This window comes from Haloarcula sp. S1AR25-4 (assembly GCF_031624555.1).
GTDB lineage: Archaea > Halobacteriota > Halobacteria > Halobacteriales > Haloarculaceae > Haloarcula > Haloarcula pellucida.
This window is the reverse complement of record NZ_JAMQOR010000002.1, coordinates 143367-162667: the sequence shown is the minus strand read 5'-3', so window position 1 is coordinate 162667 and position 19301 is coordinate 143367. Positions and strand designations below refer to the sequence as shown.

Here is a 19301-nt window from a genome sequence, read left to right as displayed (position 1 = left end):
AAAACGGGATGGCGGGCCTATCATCGGGTAGATGAGCAACGAGGAACCATCAGGGCTATCTAGTTCCCAATATACCCAGCATGGCGACGTAGAAATGAAACGAGAAGGAGAAATTATGTATCCTGACTTCAGATTTGAGGAGAACCCGGGGATGAACGGGATACCCGATGAGGACATCGGCTACCCACTTGGCCCTGTTCCAAAAGGGGAAGGGGTTGAGTACTCTTTCCCGGGCGAACCGGAAGAGTATCCAGAGATGGATTTCCGGCAACTCGCCAACGAATTAGGGGATGGACGTACGATTCCGAACACAACGTATCTTACGCATGCGATTCATAAGCATCCTGCAATCTTTATCCCCCATATTCCGAGCTACATTATTCGCCAGTTCACGACGGCAGAGAATGAAGACGGAGACCGGCCTCTTATACTGGACCCATTCTCTGGGAGTGGCACATCGGGTCTAGAAGCTAAAATCAACGGTCGGGATTACCTCGGTGTCGAAATCAATCCCCTGTCACGACTCGTCTCGGAGGTTTCGACATCACCTATCCCGCCGACGACGCTTGATAACGCAGAGGAGCAGTATGTACGATTCCTCGAAGACACCGAGGACGAACTATACGAGGAGTACGACGCGGAATTCCTCGACCGGACCGGCAAGGAGCACTGGTTCGAGCCGGTAGCGATTCGCGGTCTTACCCGCGTGCGCAAGGCACTCGCAGAGTTCAAGACCAGCGATTTCAACCCGTTAGATGGCCTCTCGGATGGAGAGCGGGCGGCGGTAGAAGACCTCGAACTCGACGAGAACGAACTTCGTAACCGGGTGAATCGATGGCTCACGCTCCTCATCGCGAACACCGTGTTCGAGGTCTCGAATGCGGACCCCGGCGTCTCGAAGGCGTACAAGTCAAAGAAGATGCGGCGGAAAATAGAAGAGGGCGAACACCCGCCGGACGTACCCGAGACTCACAGTGAGCAGATAGCAGAGACGAAGGGGATGCTCGTAGAACTCTGGAATGACATCTACGGAACGAGCTACAGCGGTGGCACGGTTCAGCGCACACTGGGAGGGTACGCGGGCAACGACCACTCACAAGGGGAGGAAATCGACGGGAACAACGCTCACGCCGCACAGGTGGACATCCGACTTGGTGATGCCCGGACGTTCAGCTTCGACGAATACGAGGAGCAGGTGGACCTCGCAGTCACGTCGCCGCCGTACATCAACGCGATGAACTACTATCGAGGGTCGAAGCTCCGTCTGTTCTGGCTGTACGACTTCCTCGAAGATGACGAGAAGTTCGACGCAACCGAGCTACGGAAGTCCATCGTTGGGACGAACTCCGTCTCGATGAGCAAAGTTGACCGCGACCTTCCGGCGACACTCCGTAGTATCTGGACCGGAACAGACGAGGAGTTCGATGAGACGCGTCTGCCCCATCTCGACGAGGACATCGAGGAGATACACGAACTGGACCACAACGAGGCCGAGCGGAAGGCATACGTCACGTGGTCGTTCTTCGGACAAGATATGCTTCAGAACCTGTCCCGGGTGTATGAACATCTGAAGCCCGGTGGATACTACTTCTTCGTTATCGGAGAGAACACCATCGGTGAACGACTCATTCACTCGCATAAGTACGTGGCCGACATCGCGCAGAATCTTGGAAAGTTCGAGGGAACCGGTGGCGACTTTGACGAGGATGAGGGATTCCGGCTCGTTGGGTCTGCATGGGACAAGATTACGAATCGCGACCTGTTCAAGGGCCGCAAACACGAGGGAGGAGTCATCGAGTGCGAATGGGTGACCGTTCTACAGAAGCCGCGCGAGTGAGCATCGCATCGAAACCATAGCTTCGTTTCGCATCGCCCTTGTTCCGACGCGTTGATGTACTCAGACCGGCAGGTTGTCTTCCCGAACAGCTTTCTCGTATCGAGCGCGGGCCACGTCCCAGTCAGACATCACATAATCGAGGGTCGTGTCAAACTTAGCATGGCCAGCAGTCATTCTCAGCGCGTTCAAATCCATCCCTTCTCCGTTGAACGCGTAGTTGGCCAACCACGTGATTCTCGAATGACGTAATCGATGACTGGTGTATAGCCACTGCCTGACAGTGCCATCTGCATCCTTAACCAGAGGCTCTTGGATACCTGCATTATGTGCGGCGTCCTTGACTATACGGGAGATGGTACCCGGGTCCATCTGTGGGCCGTGTGTCGTGACGAAAAGATAGGAGCTATCATCGTCATCGTATTCTTCAGACTCGTCGTCCTCTTCTATGCTGTTTTCACCCGCATATTTCGAGAATCGGCTCCGATGCGATTCGTACCACCGGCGCATCAACAGGTCAAGAGATGGCTCCCACCAGATGCGCCGATGATATAGGTCAGGATGGTCTTCGAGGTTCAGCTTCGACGACCGGATTCTGATTTCTCGATTCTTCCAGTCGATATTTGAGTGGTGAATTCGACTTAGCTCATCTGCCCTGCACGCCGTCTGCCAGAGCAGTCGCACGATTAGCTCATTCCTCGTCCGGGTTTCGGGCCGGTCACCGGGCACAAAATCAACCAGTTTCGCGACCGACTCGGGTTGGACCGCCATGATGTCCTGTCGCTCTTCACGGTGGAGTACGGTGACGTACTCCGAGGTGTTCTTGATTTTGTAGTCCTTTCTGAGGTCGATGCCCGCAGTCGGATTTCGGTCGAGGTTCCATTCGGCATCGGGGTCGTTCTTAAGATGATGATAGTACTTCGAGACGCTAGCCACCCGGCGCGTAATCGTCGTCGGTGCGAAATTGTTGACGCGATTCCACTTTATATACCGACGTACATCGTTTTCAGATGCCGTGAGTGGGTCTACATCGTTGTTCTCGCACCAGTAGAGCCATAGACGTACTCCCGCCTGAAGCCGGTCGATGGTCGTCGTCTTCTCTGTGTTGAGAAGGACCCATTCGGAGTACAACTCGTACAGGTCTTCGTGCTTCTCAAGGTCGTATTTTCCCTGATACTGCCCCTTCTCATTACGATTCATTCGCTTGTTCCTCTTCATCAACCTCCTTGGCAGTCTTGAACGCTGTGTCGTAGTCCTCACCGCTGTGGTCTGGTCGCTGGACGTACCATCGTCGCTCACCATCGTCGATAATGCTGTGGACGTTCCGTTCCTCAGCTTCTAAAAATATCGCCGCCTCGCGTACGTGATACGGATGGCGTTCAAGACGCAGGACAAGGTCCTCAACTTTCCCTGTGATTTTGGACCTTTCTCGGTCAGTAGGTTGTGTATGTGCCTTCAAATCCGATAGCTCCATATCTCCCGCAATAACTGGGAGAGCGTCTTTTATTAAATTCGAGAGACTGAGTAGCTCGTCCCGATTGAGTTCGCGTATGCCACCGCCCGCATCCTCGCCTACAACCATCCCATCTAGTTTGCCGAGGATTGTACTCGTCTGGGATTTTAAATCGGCGATGTCTTCGTTAACCGACGAGAGGTCTACATCGATTGTCCCCGTCTCGGCATCGTCATTCTCTTCTCGGAATACCCAATCGCCGGAGATTGTTTTGTCCACCGCGTCAACGACGAGAGTGGAGAGGTTTCCCCGGTGGTGTTTCTGGGCGTATTTTAACCACTTACTCTTCTTCCCTTTTCCAATCTTCACGTGGACGTGTGGTGAGACCTCATCTTCCACCTCATCCTCGTCAGTGGCCATACACCACGTATCTGGTGCGTGGTAATGAGTATTGTTTGAGTGTTACCTGTCATCTGGCATATCTGCACAGATTCGGGTAATAGGGTCGAGAACGATGAAAGAAAGGTGTGTTATCGGATGTTGAAGACTTGTTGTTACTTATCCGAACATCTGGCGCATCATCGGGTGCATCTCCATGAGCTGCTCCTCTGCGATCTCCTCGTACAGTTTGTACGTGATGGAGACCGTCAGCAGCAGCCCCGTCCCGGAGACACCACCGATAGTGCCGAGCATGTTGGCCATGACGGCCAGCAACCCGACGAGGGCACCGCCGATGACAGTGACCTGCGGGATGTAGCGTTCGAGCACCTTCTCGATGACGCCGACGTTCTGTCGGAAGCCGGGAATCTGCATCCCGGAGTTGTGGATCTGCTTTGCGGTCGCTTCCGGCCCCATGTCGGTCGTCTCGACCCAGAAGACGGCGAAGATGGCGCCGCCGACCAGCATGAAGGTCAGGTCGATACCGACACGAATGAGTATCTGCCAGGCCGGCTGGCCCGTCGTCTCCAGCCACCACATCCAGTCACCGGGTGACTGGATGGGTGCCAGATAGTAGAACAGGCCACCAGTGGCCTGCCCGCTGTCGTAGGTCCCCAGCCACGCCGGGAGCGAGCCCAGCTGGGACTGGAGGATGCGCCCGAGGAACTGGATGTTCGCCTGCAGCGCCCGGACGAGGATCATCGGCAGGACGCTCGCGTAGATGAGCTTCACGGGGAAGCGACCACGAGCACCCTTGACCCGCGCGTTCGAGAGCGGAATCTCGACGCGCACGGACTCGGCGTAGACGACGACCGAGAAGATGAGGATGGTCGTGACGAGCGCCAGCAGTCGACCCTGTCCCATGAAGATGGTCTGGAGACCGGACGCACCGAGCACCTGTCCGATGGGCTCCTGTCCAACGGCAAACAGGTACCAGGTGTGCAGGATACCGCTCTGGCCACCGATGAAGGGCGTCGAGAGCAGGCCACCCAGCAGTCGCTGGCTCACGCCGGCGACGATGAACAGCCCGATACCGGAGCCGACGCCCCACTTCGAGATGACCTCGTCCATGAACAGGATGAGGACACCGCCGACGAATATCTGCGCGAAGATGAGCCACTGGACACCGGTCGTGCCGATACCCAGCGACTGCGCGACGGCCGTATCAGCCGGCAAGAAGCCGCCCGCAAAGACCATCGGGAGGCCCGTCAGACAGATCATCACCAGGACCAGCAGCTTCTGGAGGCCCTGATAGAGGATCTGATCGCGCGGGTCGTCCTGCGTGTTCAGCCCGAGCAGGTTCGCCCCACCGAGTAACTGCAACACGATGGACGCCGTGACGATAGGCCCGATACCCAACTGCAGGATGCTCCCCTGTCCCGATGCGAGAATCGACCCGAATCGGCCGAAGACGTCCTGACTGGCGTCGATGTCGAGGCCGAACAGCTTGACGTTCGTCAGGAAGAAGTACAGCATCAACACGCCGCCGGTCCACAGCAGCTTGCGCTTGAACGGGACGTGGCCCTCCGGACGCTGCACTGCCGGCATCCGGACGAGCAGCGGTTCGGCGGTGTCCTTCCAGCTCATTGGTCGTTATTCCTCGTCGTCCGCGTCGTCCTCGGCGGCTTCTTCGGCGGCTTCCTGCCGCTCTTCGCCGAGCTCGGTCAGTTCCGTCTCGCCACCGGCGTCCTCGATCTTCTCGACGGCACCGTCCGAGAAGTCGTCGGCGACGACGGTGAGTTCGTTCCGGACCTGTCCGGCGCCGAGCACCTTCACGACGTCGGCGTCGTCGGCGTCCTCGACGACCTCTCGGGCGTCGATGTGGTAGCCGTCGCCGTCCTCCTCCGCGAGGCCGTCGGCGACCAGCAGCGGCGCGTCCTCGTCGAGTTCGCGGACGTCGACCGTCGCGACCTCTTCCTGGACCTTCTGCGGGCGCTTGAAGCCGCTCTTGCCGAGCGGCTCGTAGTTGTGCATCTCGTGCTTGGCACGCCCGGCGGCCCCGCGGCCACCGCGGTGCCCGGCACCGCGTCGGTTCTTGTGCGAGCCGCCACCGTGCGTGCGCGAACCGCGCTGTCGTCGTTTCTTGCTCGTCATTATCGCATCGCCTCCAGAAGCGAATCGATGCCCTCGGTATCGTGTCGCCCGAGTTCACCGCCTTCCTTGGTGGGGTGCTTGATGCCGTCGTGGCCGCCACGCGGCGGGTGCAGACGGAGCGTCGGGGAGAGGCCCTGCTTTTGCAGCGTCGTCTCCTCGGAGACCAGCGCCCACGCCAGCCCCTCGATGTCGTCGTAGTCGGTGTGCTCGGCGACCCACTCGTCGTCGACGTCGGCGTCGCCCTCGGCGGGCTCTGCGCGCGTCTCCAGGAGCAGTTCGACCGTCTCCTGGCTGGGTTCGCCGAAGGCCACGAAGTCGTTGACCTTCGAGACCATCCCGTTGTACGTGTCCGTATCGGGGACGAACGTACAGTGGTTGACGTGATGGATGTTCAGCATCTTCAGCGTGTCGTGGATGTCCGTATCCATGTTCACGTCGCCGCGGATCTGAACGAGCGCTCGCATCACTCGATCACCTCACGCTTTTCGAAGGTGCGTTCGGGGACGCGCGCCTCGGCGGTGTTCTTGAGGGCGTTGAACGTCGCCTTCGCGAAGTTGACCGTGGTGCGCGTGTTGCCCGACGAGCGGGTCCAGATGTCCTCGATGCCGGCCAGTTCGAGCACCTTGCGGACGGTCTCTCCGCCCGCGAGGCCCAGCCCGCGCGGGGCGGGCTGGAGCTCGACCTCGACGCTCCCGGCCTTGCCCTCGGTGCGCAGCGCGACCGTGTGGGGACGGCCACAGCCACACTCCCAGGACCCACAGCCACGGGAGACGTCGATGAGGTTCAGTTTGGCCACGTCGATGGCCTTCTGGATGGCACCGCCGACCTGGTCGTCACGCCCTTCGGCGTAGCCGACGAGGCCGTCGCGGTTGCCGACTGCGACGACACAGCGGAACTTCACCCGCCGGCCGGAGTCGGTCATCCGCTGGACCATGTTGATGTCCAGCACTTCGTCTTCCAGATCGGGAACGAGCTGGTCGACGACTTCCGATTCTTTCAGGGGAAGCCCCGAGTTCAGCGCCTCCTGCATGGAGTCGATGTCGCCCTCGGCAACCTGCTTGCCGAGGCGTGTCCGGGGTTCCCAGCCGTTGTCAGCACTCATAGTTCGATGTCACCTTCCAGTAGGGTCTCCCGGATTTCGTCGAAGTGTTCCGGGAGGTCTTCGGCGTCGAAGTCCCCGCTGTACAGCGGGTCGTCCAGCTGCTCGGCGTACTCGGCGATGTGGGCACCGCGCGTGCGCTGCCAGTCGGCGAGGACGTCGTCGTTGTGGGGGACGTCGAGCCCGGCGTCGATAGCGCCTTCCTGTATTGCGAATACTTTGCTTCCGGGGGTCGGGGAGTTGAGGCCGATGTCGAGCACCGCTTCCTCGACGCCCGCTTCCTGTGCGCGAAGGCCGGCCAGCAGGCCGGTGAGGTACGCCGAGGGCATGTTGCCCGTCGGGGCCTCCCAGCCGTAGTCGGCCAGGTCGCTAGAGTGAGCGGACGCCAGCGTACGGTCGCCGTCGGGGCCGAGCGTCACCAGCTGCGCCCTGACGTGCTTGTTGCTCTTTCGAGCGACGAGGCGGGGCTTGCCGGATTTCAGCAGGCGCAACCGCTGATGGTAATCGGTACGGGCCTCGCGGCGTCGCCGCATCGGCACGTTGTATCGTGGTCCTGTCGCCATTATGCGTCACCGTGGTTTGCGTCGATGTATCGTTCGAGATCGGCGACACTGTCGAACTCGCCACCGCCTGCCTTGTCGTACAGGTCGCGGTACTGCGAACTCGAGAGTGTGCCGTCGTCGCGCAGTTCGCGCAGCTTCTTGCGCTGTGCGCGGATGCGCGACTCCCAATCCTTCTTGGGGTCCTGTCGCGCCCCGGCCTTGCCCTTCCGGGAACCGGCTCCCTTCTGGTGACCGTAGGCGCGCTTCTTCTGGCGTTCCCGGGCGCGGCCGCGGGAGTTGCCTTTCTTGTCTTTCGCCTGAATGGCGCCCTCATCTACCAGTTCGCGCACGTCCTCGCGGGTGATGGCGTCCGCGATGTCGCCCTGCCGGTCGGGGTTGAACCAGACGCGGTTCTTCCCGACGTCGAGGACGTCCGCTGCGAGTCGCTTCTGTGCGGAGAGGTCCGTCATTACTCGTTCACCTCGACTTCTTCGTAGGTGGGGTTGAGCACGCGGATGCCCGCGTCCTCGGCCTCCTCTTCGATACGCTCGCGCTTGCGAGCGCCGACCTTGGAGGCGATGCGGACCGCTTCGACGTCCCCGTCGACGCCTTCGAGGTCGTCCACGTTGTGGACGCGGACTTCCTCGAAGCCGGAGGGGTGCTTGCCACGGACCGCGGTCGGCGAGCGAAAGCCCGCCTCGACCGTGTCGCCCTTGCCCTTGATGCCGCGGCGCTGCTTCGAGAGCTGGCCGCGCGGGCGGCGCCACGACGTCGAGACGCGCTTTTTCTTGTGGTGGTCCTGCCGGTTGAACTGCGGCTTGCCGACGCGGTGTCGCTGTGCCAGCAGTCGAGCCTCCTCGTCGTCGAGGTCGGGCGTCTTATCGGCGAGCCCGCGAGGCTGGAGTTCCGTCTCCACGTCCTCGTCGGCCGCTTCCTCGGCGCCTTCCTCTTCGACTTCGGCCTCGGTCTCGGTGTCGACTTCGAGCCCACCGACGTCGGCCTTGATCCGGGCCGCGAGCGCGTTCCCGACGCCGCTGACCTCCGCGAGTGCGGACTGGTCTGCGGCGCGGACGTCGTCGACCGTCTCGAAGCCGGCCTCGCGGAGCGAGTCGGCCTTCGCGTCGCCGACGCCGCTGATGTCGGTCAGCTCCATCTCTTCGGCCTCGGAGTCGGCCTCTTCGGCTCGCTGGTCGGCGTCCTCGGCGGGTTCGCCGTCGAGTGGCTGCTCCGACTCGACGTCGTCCTCGGGGGCGCCGCCCTGCGTGAGTGCCTCTTCGTTGGCGTCGGCGTCGCTGCTCTTGTTGTCGGGGTTGTCTGCCATTAGGCGTCACCTCGGTTCGGTTTCTGGGTGATGTACACCCCGTCCTGAAACACGCGCACGTCCTTGTCGTTGATGCGCGTGAGCTGTTCGATGTCCGCGGCGGTCTGGCCGACGGCTTCGATGTCGGGACCAGACAGCGTCAGTTCCTCGCCGTCGACCTGCACGTCGGTCTCACCGTGGACGGTGGTGCGACGGGCGGCCTTCTCGCCGAGGAAGTTCTCGATGACGACTTCGTCACCTTCGACGCCGACCTGCATCGGGAAGTGAGAGTAGAAGACTTCCATCTCGTACTCCCAGCCCTCGGTCACGCCGTGGAACATGTTCTCGATGTGGCTCTCGAAGGTACCGATAGTCGACATCGTCTTTGCGTCGTCTTCCTCGGACTCGATGACGACGGTGTCGTCCTCGACCGAGACGTCGATGTCGGGGTACCAGAGCCGACGTGTGACGCTGCCGTTGGGCCCCTCGACGGTGATGTCGAGATGGTCCTGTTCGGCGGTCACGTCTTCCGGAATTTCCAGTTCTACTCGTGGCATTGTCAGTATACGTACGCGATGACCTGACCACCGACGCCCGCCTCGCGGGCGTCGTAGTGGCTCATGATGCCGTGGCTGGTCGAGACGACGAGTGTCCCGTAGTCTCGGGCGGGGAGGAACCGCTTCTCCCACTTCTCGAACTCGTCGGCACCCGCAGAGTAGCGGGGCTTGACCGGGCCACACTCGTTGATGGCACCTTTCAGTTCGACCTCGAACTCACCGGCTTTGCCGTCGTCGACGAAGGTGAACCCGTCTATGTACCCGCGGTCGTAGAAGACCTCGAGGACGGAGCCGATTTCGTTCGAAGCGGGCGATACCGTCTGCTCCAGATGCCCGACGCTCTCGGCGTTATCGATGGCCGACAGCGCGTTGGCGAATGGGTCGTTTCCTGTCATGGTTAGCTGTACTTCTTGAAGCCCATTCCCCGCGAGATCTCGCGGAAGCACTGGCGACACAGCCAGATGTCGTACTTGCCGACGAGTCCCTGTTCGCGACCGCAGCGCTGACAGGACTCGAGCTGGCCGGTCCGCTCTGCCTCGGCGGCGTCGGGCTCGTCTGTGGTTTCACTTTCGCTCATTCACTGACCTCCACGTCGAATGTCGACTCGACGAACGCGGTCGCGTCTTCCGGGTTGAGTCGGTGGTTCGACGGAATCGAGCGCGACGCCTTGTCGCGCTTGGCGACGCGGTACCCCGGGCGGACGAGGTTGACGGTGACGTCCAGCCCGTAGATTCCGATGCTCGGGTCGTACTCCTGGCTCGGGAACTCCGTGTGTTCCTCGACGCCGAAGCTGAAGTTGCCGGTGTCGTCGAACTGAGTGGCCGACAGGTCGGCAAGCGGCAGCGCCGTCTCGAGGAACGACTCGGCGACCTCGTCGCGAAGGGTGACCTTCGCACCGATGGGGTCGCCCTCGCGGATGTCGAACTCGCCGACGGTCCGCTTTGCCTTCGTCCGGACTGGGCTCTGGCCGGTGATCTCGCCGAGGATGTCCTCGGCGTTGGCCAGGTCACGGCCACCGTGGCCGATGCCCATGTGGACGACGACTTTCTCGACGCTCGGCTCCCGCATCTCGTGGAAGTCGGCGGATTCGCTCTCCGAGCTCATTCGTCATCACCCTCGCTCGCGTTTTCCGATGCCGTTCCGGCATCGCCAGTGAAGTTCTCGTCGATGACGACGACGTACTCTTCGACCGTCTCGAAGCCAGCGTCGTCGTCCTGTGAGACGATGACGTTGTTCTGGGCCGAGCCGGGGGTGACCTGAATCTCGTCGATGGTGCCGATTTCGCCGGCGTGTGCGCCGTCGACGGCCGTGACGAGTGCGCCCTCTTCGTACTCGAAGTGGGCGATGACCTCGCTCGACTCGTTGTCGACGACGATGGAGTCACCGCCGTCGTAGGTCTGGTCGTCCTCGACGATGAGCGTCTCGCCGTCGTGGAGGCCCAACTGGACGCGGCCACCGTCGACGTGAGTCTTGGTGACGATCTTGCCCAGTTTGGACTCCGCGGCGTCCGCTTCGATGGCGGTCAGCGCGAGCCGACCACCCTCGCCGGGGAACACGCGGTAGTACTCTTCGCGCTCGGTGAACGCGAGGATGTCGAACATCCCGACAGGGCGCTCCTCGTCGGAGACGGCCTTGCCGTTGATGAGGACGTTGTCCTCGTTGAGCGCGTAGCGTGCTTCTTTGCGGTTGTCGGCGTAGCCCAGCACGTCCCGCAGAACGATGAGCAGGGGGACCCCCGACTCACCGTGCGGGCCGGCGCCGGCCTTCACCGTGAACGTTGCCGTCTTGCGCTCTACGGGCCAACTGTTCGGGACCGAGAGACGCTTCTGGTGGTTACTCATGCGGAATCATCCTCCGATTCGAGACGCGACTCCCGCTTTTCGTCCTCGAGGTTCAGGTCCGTGACCCGAACGTTCGAGGCTTTCAGCGGGCGGGGGACCTCTTCGCCGTCCGTCTTCTCGAGGGTGACGTCCTCGACGTGGATGACGGCGTCTTTGAGGTCGACGTTGACGACTTCGCCTTCTTCGCCGGCGAAGTCACCGCGGAGCACCTCGACGGTGTCTCCGTTGTTGACGCGGACGTTGCGCTGGCCGTACTCCTCGCGGAGGTCGGCCGACAGCGTCGCCCGAACCTGCTTGTGTCGCTCGTGGAGCGGGGCGCGTCGTTGACTCGTTCGCTGTTTGTCTGGTTGCTCACTCATGGTTCTATACGATCATCGTCGCTGCGGAGGCGACACTCCCGAACCGCTCTGCGACTTCCCGCGAGATGGGGCCTTTCAGCTCGGTCCCGCGCGGGTCCTCGTTCTCGTCCACGATGACGGCCGCGTTGTCTTCGAACTTGACGCGGGTGCCGTCGGGACGGCGGATGGGTTTTCGCTGCCGAACGACCACGGCCTCGAGCACCTGACGACGCATCTCCGGCGTCCCCTTGGTGACCGAGACGGTGATCTTGTCGCCCAGACCGGCTTTCGGGTGTCGGCTCTTCGTCCCCGAGTAGCCGTGGACCGAGATGACCTTCAGCTCGCGTGCGCCCGTGTTGTCGGCACACGTGATGAGCGAGCCCTTCTCGAGTCCCTGGGTGACGTCTGCGTTCAGCGCCTCCATTATTGCTCACCGTCCTCGATTGCCACGACGACGTGGCTCTTCGTTTTCGAGAGCGGTCGACACTCTGCTATCGTGACCGTGTCACCGACCGCGAGGTCGAGACAGTCCGGTGCGTGAGCCGGAACGCGGCTCCGCCGCTTCATGAAGCGGTCGTATTTGGGCACCTTCACGTCGTACTCGCGCTCGACGACGACGGTCTTCTCCATGTCGGTGGAGGCGACCTCACCGTCCAGTGTCTGACCGCGCACGGAGAGCTCTCCGTGGAACGGGCAGTTCTGGTCGGTACAGGTCGTCTCCGGTTCCTGTACGTTCAGTCCTAGCGCCATTTGGAATCACCTGATTTCTCTGTGCGGCGAGCGGGACGGGCGACGAGTTTCGAACCGTCCACCCGGACTCGCTGTCCGGACGGCAGGTCGAAGGCGAACGTCGCGCTGTCCTTCGGCACGTGCCACACCCGGTCGGCTCCTTCGACGGCCAGCATCTGGGTCGTCTCCACGACGACCGTCCCGCTGATACCGACGGCGTCCGGGTTGGACGCGGCGACGACCTCTACGTCGAGGCCGACGAGTTCGTGACGTGGGAGCGTCTCGGGTGTCAGTGGCATTATTCGTCCTCCGGCTGGAGGTCGCCTTCTTCGCCCTGAATCGTCTTGATCCGGGCGATGGCCTTCTTCAGTTCTTTGATGCGACCCGGGTTCTCCGGGGCGCCACCCGCGGCCTGCACGGCCCGGGCGTTGAGCAGTTCCGTCTTCAGGTCGTCGAGTTCCGCCTCTCGCTCGGCGGGCGTCATGTCACGGATTTCTTGCACGTGGAGGACGGTCATTCTTCGTCAGCCTCCTCGTCGTCCATCTCGTCCATGAGTTCCTCCGCTTCGGCTTCGACGTCCTCGTCGAGTTCCTCGTCGACTGCGTCTTCGAGTTCGTCGACGTCGACGTCCTCGACGTCGTCGTCGGTCGGGACTTCGACGTCCTCTTCGACGATCTCCTCTTCGACGACCTCTTCGTCGACCTCGACGTCCTCAGGCTCGTCGTGGCCGACTTCGGTCGTCTCGGCTTCGCTCTCGTCTTCGGGTTCGCCTTCGAGGAGTTCCTCGACAGACTCGCCGTCGGTCTCGGCGACGTACTCCTCGACCTCGACGTCCTCGTAGATCTCGAAGTCGTCGGGGAGTTCGGCGTTCGGCGGGATGATCTTCACGCGCACGCCGATGGTACCGAGTTTCATCACTGCGACGCCGACGCCGCTGTCGACGATGTCCTCGGCGGGTTCGCCGTTGTGCTTGATGTAGCCGCGGTTGAACTTCTCGACGCGCGAGCGTGCACCGGTGACCTTCCCGGAGAGGACGATCTCGGCGCCCTTCGCGCCGGCTTCCATGATGCGGTCGATCGTCGTGTGACCGGCCTTGCGGAAGTACCAACCGCGTTCGAGGGCGTTCCCCAGACGGTCTGCGACGATGCGGGCGTTGAGGTCCGGTTCCTCGACTTCCTGCACGTCGATCTGCGGGTCGTCGAGGTCGAATCGGTCCTCGAGTTCCGTCGTGATCTTCCGGATGTTCTTCCCGCCCTTGCCGATGACCATCCCTGGCTTCTCGGCTTTCAGGACGATCTGGGTCCCCATCGGGGTCTTAGCGACGTCCATGCCGCCGTAGCCCGCTCGACCGAGCTCTTCTGCGAAGAACTCGTCGATCTGGGTCCGCTGGAGGCCGTCCTCGATGAACTGCTGTTCGTCAGCCATTATTCGCTGACCTCCTCGAGGATGAGTTCGACGTCGACCTGCGGTGTGTTCCAGGCGGAGGCACGCCCCATCGCGCGGGGCTTGCGACCCTGCTGTTCGCCGACCTTGTGGGCGGCGACGTGCATGATCTCCATGGCTTCACCGTCGAAGCCCTGGTGGTCGGCGTTGCCGATGGCGTTCTCCAGCAGGTCGATGAAGGCCTCCGAGGCCTTCTCGGGGTAGCGACCGGCGTCCCAGCCGTCGACCTTGCTCTTGTGGCCGACGCCCGAGTTGTGCTGCTTGAACGCGACAGGCTGGTCGCCCTCGATAACTGCTTCGAGGAACTCGACGGCGTCGCCCGCCGTCTTGCCCTTGATCTCTCGGGCGATGGCTTTGCTGTGCTTGTGGCTCATCTGCCGCTCACGGAGCATCGCTTTCGCGGTCGTGTCCGGATCGGCGTCGACTGAGTAGCTGATTCCCATGATTACTTGAGCGGTACGAACTTCGAGGAGCGTGTCGCTCCGATACCGGCCTGACCGTGTTCGACCGAGGTACGGGTGAGCTGGAACTCACCGAGGTAGTGCCCGAGCATCTCGGGCTCGACCTTCACGCGCTCGAAGCTCTGGCCGTTGTGGACAGCGAAGGTGATGTCGACCATCTCCGGAAGCACCGGCATGTCGCGCAGGTGCGTCCGGATGGGGTCGTTCGCCGTCGCCTCCTCTTCGGCCTCGCGGGCCTTCTCGAGGAGTTTCTGCTTTTCCTCGGTCAGACCGCGCTTGATACTTCGCCGCTGGCGTGCGGGGAGCAGTTCCGCGACTTCCTCGAGCTCCAGATCCTGCAGCTCGTCGAGCGTGTGGCCTCGGAAGGAGAACTCTCCTTCGTGGCCGATTTGATATTCCGAACTCATTCGTCACCACCCCGGCCGGTTCGTTTCGAGGCGATGTCCCCGACTTTCCGGCCTGGCGGAGCGTTGCGGGAGATCGATTTGGGCTTGCCGGGGTGCTGTCGGCCGCCACCACCGAACGGGTGGTCGACGGCGTTCATCGCGACACCACGGACGTTTGGCCACTTCGTCCCGCGGGCTTTCATCTTGTGATACTTGTTGCCGGCCTTGACCATCGGCTTGTCAGTGCGGCCGCCACCGGCGACGACGCCGATGGTGGCACGACACTGCGGGTCGAGGCGCTTCATCTCCCCGGAGGGGAGCTTCACGACCGCGACGTTGCGGTCGTGGGTCAGCAGCGTCGCGTTGACACCCGACGAGCGGGCGAAGCGCCCACCGTCGCCGGGGCTGGACTCGACGTTACAGACCGGGACACCCTCGGGAATCTCCGCGAGTGGGAGCGTGTTCCCGGGGGCGATCTCGGCGCTGACGCCGACCTGCAGTTCGTCGCCCACGCCGACGCCTTCCGGCGCCAGCACGAGGCGGTGGTCGCCGTCCTCGAACTCGACGGCCGCGACGGGCGCCGAGCGAGCGGGGTCGTGTTCGATGTCCACGACGGTCCCGGCGACGAGGTCGCCGTCTTCGACTTTCCGGTGCTGAAGATCGGCCTTGTAGCGGTGCGAGGGCGCCCGGAACGTGGACGTCCCGCGACCGCGTCGTTGTCCCTGAATTCGTCGTCCCATCGTTAGAACACCCCGATTCTGGAGGCGACTTCCTGGGCGTCGTCGTCCTCGGAGAGGCGAACGACGGCCTTCTTCTCGCCGTCCATCGTGTTCTGTGTGTTCACGTCGACGACGGTGACGTCGTACTGGGACTCGACGGCCTCGGCGACCTCGGGTTTCCCAGCGGCGTCGTCGACGACGAACTGGAGCTTGTTGTCGAAGTCCATGTCGTTCATGGCCTTCTCGGTGACGTGCGGGTACTTGATGACGTCCCAGCTCATCGGTCACCAACCTCCTCGAGTGCGGACTCGGTGAAGACGGTGAGTCGACCGGGCTGTGCGCCGGGTGCGAGGTCCTCTGCGTTGACCTCCCGGGCCGTAGCCACGTCGACGCCCGCGAGGTTGCGGGCGGCCTTCGACGGCTCGTCACTGGTCACGAACAGGATAGAAGACGGGCGGCGGTACTTCCGGCCGCGTGCCTTCCCCTGTCCGGCCTTGATCTTCGTGTCGTCGGCGCGCTCGATGTCGGCGTGAACGTCCAGCGCTTCCAGGAGGGAGACGACCTCCTGGGTCTTGACGAGGTCCTCGAAGTCGTCGGAGACGACGACGGGCACCTCGTCGCGGTCGAACTCGTGACCGCGTTCGGCGACGAGTTCGGCGTCCGTGGTGGCGGCGAGCGCCGAACGGACGGCGAGCTGGCGTTCCTTGTCGTTCAGGTCGAGCGACCGGTCCGTCTCGGCTTTCGGCGGGTGGGCGCGTCGCCCCTTGACCGCCTGCGGGACGCGGCGGGCACGACCGTCCTGTTTCGGGACGTGTGCCTGACCGCGACCGCTACCGAACGACTCGGCCGGCGTACGGAGGCCGGCGTAGTCGTCGGACCCGTAGTCCTGCTTCCGGTTTGCCTGGGCGGCGCGAACGGCCTTTCCGATGAGGTCGGGTCGCACGGGCGTCTCGAAGACGTCCGGCAGGTCGACCTCGCCGTCGGCCTCGCCGTCCAGAGTGTAGATAGTTGCCTGCATAGGTTATCCCTGGTTCGATTCTGTGGAGACGTAGCGCACCTCGGGGTCGAGGCGCGGCTGGTCGTTCGGACGCACCGCGGGCCGGAAGCGAACCAGACGCTTGTCCGGACCGGGCACCGACCCCTTCACGAGCGTGTAGGGGCCGTCGACCTCGCCGTAGTTGACGAAGCCACCGTCGACGGTCGCGTCGTCGCCCTCGCCGATGTCGATGAGGCGCTTGTTCAGTTCCGTGCGCTGGTGGTAGCCGGTCTGCCCCTGCTGGGGGACCGTCGAGCGCACGCGGGAGGGGTTCCACGGGCCGAGGTTACCGATTCGGCGCCGCCAACCCTGCCGGGCGTGCTTGCCCTTCCGCTTCTGGACGCCCCAGCGCTTGACGGGACCCTGGGTCCCTTTACCCTTCGTGACGCCAGCCACGTCGGCGTACTCGCCGGCGCGGAAGACGTCGTTCATCGAGTGCTCGCCGCCGTCTGCGACGAGTTCGAGGGCGTGACTGAGGCGGTCCTCGAGGGAACCACCGCCGACGCGAGTCTCCATCACGTCGGGCTTTTTCTTCGGGACGCTCGGGACGGCGTCGGGGACGGTGTGCGTGATGAGACGCACGTCCCCGAGGGTTCCGGCCTCGAGTGCGTCGCGTACCTGTTCCTCTGCAGCGTCCGGGTCGTGGTCCTCCGGCAGGTTCAGTGTCCGGTCGAGTTCCCCGTGGAACTCGTCCGTCCAGACCTCCGTCAGCGGACGCTTGCCGTACGGCGTATCTTCGTACGCTCGCAGGGCGACGGCGCGCATCGGCGGCGTCTCGACGACCGTCACCGGGACGGTCTCTTCCATCCCCTCGCGTGGGGAGTTGGGTTCGTCGTTGACGAGCACGACGTGAGTCATGCCCGCCTTGTAGCCGGCGAACCCTTGAACGCCGGGCTGGCCGTCGTCGGACGGCCAGCTGTTGAAGCGCGGCGTCTCGCTCGTCGAGCGCTTGCGCGGGCCGAAGCCCAGCGAGCCTTTGCGTGGTCTGCTTGATTGTGGCATACGTTTACTCCGTGAGGGTTAGACAGGCGAGGGAGGCGAACAGTGCTTCTTCCGTTCGCACGACCTCGCTGCCCTGGTTCGGAACCGTATTCAGCCAGAGGTCGAACCCTGTGGGGTCGTCGTCTGTCTGGTCTCGTCCGACGGAGCCCGGGTCCACGTCGAGTATCGACGGTAACCCACGCTCGGGGGCTCCGAAGGCGACTGTCATGCCGCCCTCGGCGTCCCGTCGCTCGGCCAGACGGCCGAGACGGTGTGTCGTTGCCGGCTCTCCGTACCTCGAAGAGGCGATGGTGAGCCCGGCGTCGTCACGCGAGAGTGCTGCATCGAGGTCCGCGGAAACGACGTCGAACCCCGGCGTGGGGTGGTCGACGAGTTTCGCCCGGACCGGCCGTCGCGAAGAGACCCTGACGGTCACGCGCTCCCCCTGACCCACGTCCAGACCGTCTGGAACGGGGAGGGAGATCGGGTGTTGCATGCCGCAATTGACCCGGACGCGCCCATCAGCTCCGACCTCGGTCACGATTCCCTGTCTTAACGACCCCGAACCCTCAGATCCGGAGCCGGTCTGTGAACGCACGCGGAGCGGCGGCAGGACGCCGACGTACTCTAGTTCGTCCCGCTTGCCCCACATCTCCTTTCGGAGGTGCGGGGGCGTCGCGGCGTACCGCAGGACGGTTTCGACGAACCCGTCTTCCCACTTTCCCGCCCCGTCTGGGTCGGGGAACACTGTCAGCCGGTCGACCCGGAACACCGTGGCCGCGCGGGCCACGTATCCGAGTTTGCGAGTCGCCTCGCGGCGGTCTTCGGCTTCCCGTGTGAGGGAAGACGGCACGAGTACGCTGGTCGTCATGCCGTGACGCTTCCACGTCACGCCACTAGACTGTGCCGATACTTCTCCGCCCCTACCGTAAAAAGACCCCGCTTCGGGCACGCGTTGAGACGCGTTCACACGGCCCGTCACAGCCCCTCGCCCGTGAACCGCCTGCACGGGCCTTGCCGGTTCCGAAAGGTCGTGGCGTGCTATTCACTCCCGGGAAATGTATGCGCCGAATGCCCTCACGTCCCACGATTGGGCTCGGAAAACGGAAGGCTTTTTACTATCACCCCCACCAGATTAGAATGCAGAGAGGCGCGGTGCGCCACGCTGGGCGCTGGTAGTGTAGTTGGTATCACGTGACCTTGCCATGGTCACAACCTGGGTTCAAATCCCAGCCAGCGCATTTCTTCGACGAACTATCTCGGTGAGCACCGCGTGGCGTGTGCTCGTCATCCGGTGAGCCGTGAAATCGCACTGGTTTGAAGCCTATCAGTCGCGCGCAGCGAAGCGAGCACGTCTGATTTCGGTTCAAATCCCAGCCAGCGTATCTCTCCAAATTCCAACCGATGAGCGGTCGCGCTACGTGCCATCACGCGAGCGCCGGTCCCGCGTGCCTACTGTTCTAGTTCGCGTTCTACGTCCGCACACTTGTCGGCTATCTCTTCGAGTTGGGCTTCTAAACGCTCGATGTCCGCCTGCAGGCGGCGGAACTCCTCGCTTTCGCCGAGTTCCGGCGGTGCTTTCTCCTGTTCGAGGACGTTGCGTTTCACGCGCTTCTGACTCAGCTCCCTGTAGGTCTCGTCGTATTCGGCCAGCGACAGCAGTCGTTCGACGGCGTCTCGAATCGCATCGGTGGTCACCGGTTTGACGAGGTAGTCGTCGACGCCCATGTCGATGATCTCGAAATCGGGCTCGACGGCGGTGACCATCGCGACGTAGCAGTGGTAGTTTCGGGCCTGAACCTCTCGGAGGACGTCTTCGCCGTCGGCGTCGGGGAGTGCGCGGTCGAGGAGGAGGATGTCGGTCCCGTCTCCGAGACGGTCGATAGCCATCGCTGCAGTCGCGGCGGTCGACACGTCGTAGGACTGTGAGAGGACGCGGGCGTAGGTCTCACGGAGAGGGGTGTCGTCCTCGACGACGAGGACAGTTGGGCGGGTATCGCTCACGACAGTGGTTTTTTCTGTCGGCTGTATAATAAATCTAGGTGCGAGG

General features: G+C 62.8%; 29 protein-coding genes and 1 tRNA gene. 2 read left to right on the top strand and 28 right to left on the bottom strand.

Annotated elements, in window-relative coordinates; genetic code table 11:
* Positions 1 to 31 precede the first annotated feature (31 nt).
* The gene (locus NDI85_RS09525; RefSeq protein WP_310915614.1) at positions 32 to 1837 is read left to right on the top strand and encodes a DNA methyltransferase; all 1806 of its coding nucleotides are present in this window, start codon (positions 32 to 34) and stop codon (positions 1835 to 1837) included.
* Between the two features lie 60 nt (positions 1838 to 1897).
* Here NDI85_RS09525 and NDI85_RS09520 read toward each other — a convergent pair whose 3' ends face one another.
* The 27 genes from NDI85_RS09520 to NDI85_RS09390 all read right to left on the bottom strand — a co-directional run bounded on the left by NDI85_RS09520 (position 1898) and on the right by NDI85_RS09390 (position 18122).
* The gene (locus NDI85_RS09520; protein ID WP_310915613.1) at positions 1898 to 3052 is read right to left on the bottom strand and encodes a site-specific integrase; all 1155 of its coding nucleotides are present in this window, start codon (positions 3050 to 3052) and stop codon (positions 1898 to 1900) included.
* Entirely contained in the window at positions 3024 to 3707 is a 684-nt protein-coding gene (locus NDI85_RS09515; RefSeq protein ID WP_310915612.1) for a hypothetical protein, read from the bottom strand. Before NDI85_RS09515 ends, NDI85_RS09520 begins: the two co-directional genes overlap by 29 nt.
* Positions 3708 to 3845: 138 nt before the next feature.
* The gene (gene secY / locus NDI85_RS09510; RefSeq protein WP_188998626.1) at positions 3846 to 5312 is read right to left on the bottom strand and encodes a preprotein translocase subunit SecY; all 1467 of its coding nucleotides are present in this window, start codon (positions 5310 to 5312) and stop codon (positions 3846 to 3848) included.
* A gap of 6 nt (positions 5313 to 5318) precedes the next feature.
* Entirely contained in the window at positions 5319 to 5819 is a 501-nt protein-coding gene (locus NDI85_RS09505) for an uL15m family ribosomal protein (RefSeq protein ID WP_188998623.1), read from the bottom strand.
* Positions 5819 to 6283, bottom strand: coding sequence for a 50S ribosomal protein L30 (rpmD, locus tag NDI85_RS09500; protein WP_188998620.1), 465 nt, complete (start codon positions 6281 to 6283; stop codon positions 5819 to 5821). The genes NDI85_RS09505 and rpmD overlap by 1 nt, the downstream gene beginning before the upstream one ends.
* The gene (locus tag NDI85_RS09495; protein WP_166971568.1) at positions 6283 to 6921 is read right to left on the bottom strand and encodes a 30S ribosomal protein S5; all 639 of its coding nucleotides are present in this window, start codon (positions 6919 to 6921) and stop codon (positions 6283 to 6285) included. The genes rpmD and NDI85_RS09495 overlap by 1 nt, the downstream gene beginning before the upstream one ends.
* Entirely contained in the window at positions 6918 to 7481 is a 564-nt protein-coding gene (locus NDI85_RS09490; RefSeq protein ID WP_188998617.1) for a 50S ribosomal protein L18, read from the bottom strand. Before NDI85_RS09490 ends, NDI85_RS09495 begins: the two co-directional genes overlap by 4 nt.
* Positions 7481 to 7930, bottom strand: a complete 450-nt coding sequence (locus tag NDI85_RS09485) for a 50S ribosomal protein L19e (protein WP_166971566.1) — start codon at positions 7928 to 7930, stop codon at positions 7481 to 7483. Before NDI85_RS09485 ends, NDI85_RS09490 begins: the two co-directional genes overlap by 1 nt.
* Complete coding sequence (locus tag NDI85_RS09480) at positions 7930 to 8781, bottom strand: 50S ribosomal protein L32e (RefSeq protein ID WP_188998615.1); 852 nt, start codon at positions 8779 to 8781, stop codon at positions 7930 to 7932. The genes NDI85_RS09485 and NDI85_RS09480 overlap by 1 nt, the downstream gene beginning before the upstream one ends.
* Complete coding sequence (locus tag NDI85_RS09475; protein ID WP_188998611.1) at positions 8781 to 9317, bottom strand: 50S ribosomal protein L6; 537 nt, start codon at positions 9315 to 9317, stop codon at positions 8781 to 8783. Before NDI85_RS09475 ends, NDI85_RS09480 begins: the two co-directional genes overlap by 1 nt.
* Positions 9318 to 9319: 2 nt before the next feature.
* Positions 9320 to 9712 carry a 30S ribosomal protein S8 gene (locus NDI85_RS09470; RefSeq protein WP_166971560.1) on the bottom strand — a complete coding sequence of 131 codons (393 nt, stop codon included), beginning with the start codon at positions 9710 to 9712 and terminating at the stop codon, positions 9320 to 9322.
* Between the two features lie 2 nt (positions 9713 to 9714).
* Entirely contained in the window at positions 9715 to 9894 is a 180-nt protein-coding gene (locus tag NDI85_RS09465; protein ID WP_166971557.1) for a 30S ribosomal protein S14, read from the bottom strand.
* Complete coding sequence (locus tag NDI85_RS09460) at positions 9891 to 10421, bottom strand: 50S ribosomal protein L5 (RefSeq protein WP_310915611.1); 531 nt, start codon at positions 10419 to 10421, stop codon at positions 9891 to 9893. The genes NDI85_RS09465 and NDI85_RS09460 overlap by 4 nt, the downstream gene beginning before the upstream one ends.
* Positions 10418 to 11158 (bottom strand): 30S ribosomal protein S4e, encoded by a 741-nt coding sequence (locus tag NDI85_RS09455; protein WP_188998604.1) that lies wholly within the window; start codon positions 11156 to 11158, stop codon positions 10418 to 10420. Before NDI85_RS09455 ends, NDI85_RS09460 begins: the two co-directional genes overlap by 4 nt.
* Positions 11155 to 11517 (bottom strand): 50S ribosomal protein L24, encoded by a 363-nt coding sequence (gene rplX, locus NDI85_RS09450; protein ID WP_166971551.1) that lies wholly within the window; start codon positions 11515 to 11517, stop codon positions 11155 to 11157. Before rplX ends, NDI85_RS09455 begins: the two co-directional genes overlap by 4 nt.
* A 4-nt stretch (positions 11518 to 11521) precedes the next feature.
* Positions 11522 to 11920, bottom strand: a complete 399-nt coding sequence (locus NDI85_RS09445) for a 50S ribosomal protein L14 (protein ID WP_166971550.1) — start codon at positions 11918 to 11920, stop codon at positions 11522 to 11524.
* Complete coding sequence (locus NDI85_RS09440) at positions 11920 to 12246, bottom strand: 30S ribosomal protein S17 (protein ID WP_166971548.1); 327 nt, start codon at positions 12244 to 12246, stop codon at positions 11920 to 11922. The genes NDI85_RS09445 and NDI85_RS09440 overlap by 1 nt, the downstream gene beginning before the upstream one ends.
* The gene (locus NDI85_RS09435; RefSeq protein WP_166971546.1) at positions 12237 to 12524 is read right to left on the bottom strand and encodes a ribonuclease P protein component 1; all 288 of its coding nucleotides are present in this window, start codon (positions 12522 to 12524) and stop codon (positions 12237 to 12239) included. Before NDI85_RS09435 ends, NDI85_RS09440 begins: the two co-directional genes overlap by 10 nt.
* A complete protein-coding gene (gene rpmC, locus NDI85_RS09430; protein ID WP_166971544.1) occupies positions 12524 to 12742 on the bottom strand; it encodes a 50S ribosomal protein L29 in 219 nt (72 codons plus the stop codon). Before rpmC ends, NDI85_RS09435 begins: the two co-directional genes overlap by 1 nt.
* Positions 12739 to 13650 carry a 30S ribosomal protein S3 gene (locus NDI85_RS09425; protein ID WP_188998596.1) on the bottom strand — a complete coding sequence of 304 codons (912 nt, stop codon included), beginning with the start codon at positions 13648 to 13650 and terminating at the stop codon, positions 12739 to 12741. The genes rpmC and NDI85_RS09425 overlap by 4 nt, the downstream gene beginning before the upstream one ends.
* Positions 13650 to 14111 carry a 50S ribosomal protein L22 gene (locus tag NDI85_RS09420; protein ID WP_188998591.1) on the bottom strand — a complete coding sequence of 154 codons (462 nt, stop codon included), beginning with the start codon at positions 14109 to 14111 and terminating at the stop codon, positions 13650 to 13652. The genes NDI85_RS09425 and NDI85_RS09420 overlap by 1 nt, the downstream gene beginning before the upstream one ends.
* Before the next feature lie 2 nt (positions 14112 to 14113).
* Positions 14114 to 14536 carry a 30S ribosomal protein S19 gene (locus NDI85_RS09415; RefSeq protein WP_188998587.1) on the bottom strand — a complete coding sequence of 141 codons (423 nt, stop codon included), beginning with the start codon at positions 14534 to 14536 and terminating at the stop codon, positions 14114 to 14116.
* The gene (locus NDI85_RS09410) at positions 14533 to 15255 is read right to left on the bottom strand and encodes a 50S ribosomal protein L2 (RefSeq protein WP_188998581.1); all 723 of its coding nucleotides are present in this window, start codon (positions 15253 to 15255) and stop codon (positions 14533 to 14535) included. The genes NDI85_RS09415 and NDI85_RS09410 overlap by 4 nt, the downstream gene beginning before the upstream one ends.
* Before the next feature lie 2 nt (positions 15256 to 15257).
* A complete protein-coding gene (locus NDI85_RS09405) occupies positions 15258 to 15515 on the bottom strand; it encodes a 50S ribosomal protein L23 (RefSeq protein WP_166971534.1) in 258 nt (85 codons plus the stop codon).
* Positions 15512 to 16252, bottom strand: coding sequence for a 50S ribosomal protein L4 (gene rpl4p / locus NDI85_RS09400; protein ID WP_188998578.1), 741 nt, complete (start codon positions 16250 to 16252; stop codon positions 15512 to 15514). The genes NDI85_RS09405 and rpl4p overlap by 4 nt, the downstream gene beginning before the upstream one ends.
* Before the next feature lie 3 nt (positions 16253 to 16255).
* Positions 16256 to 17272: a 50S ribosomal protein L3 gene (gene rpl3p / locus NDI85_RS09395; protein WP_188998575.1), complete on the bottom strand. Its 1017-nt coding sequence runs from the start codon at positions 17270 to 17272 to the stop codon at positions 16256 to 16258.
* A gap of 4 nt (positions 17273 to 17276) precedes the next feature.
* Complete coding sequence (locus NDI85_RS09390) at positions 17277 to 18122, bottom strand: putative RNA uridine N3 methyltransferase (RefSeq protein ID WP_188998572.1); 846 nt, start codon at positions 18120 to 18122, stop codon at positions 17277 to 17279.
* 298 nt (positions 18123 to 18420) lie between these two features.
* On the opposite strand from NDI85_RS09390, the gene NDI85_RS09385 reads away from it, so the two are divergent.
* Positions 18421 to 18492 (top strand) — tRNA-Gly (locus NDI85_RS09385).
* Positions 18493 to 18703: 211 nt separating this feature from the next.
* On the opposite strand, the gene NDI85_RS09380 is transcribed toward NDI85_RS09385, so the two are convergent.
* On the bottom strand, positions 18704 to 19255 hold the full coding sequence (locus tag NDI85_RS09380; protein WP_188998569.1) for a response regulator: 552 nt from the start codon (positions 19253 to 19255) through the stop codon (positions 18704 to 18706).
* Positions 19256 to 19301 lie beyond the last annotated feature (46 nt).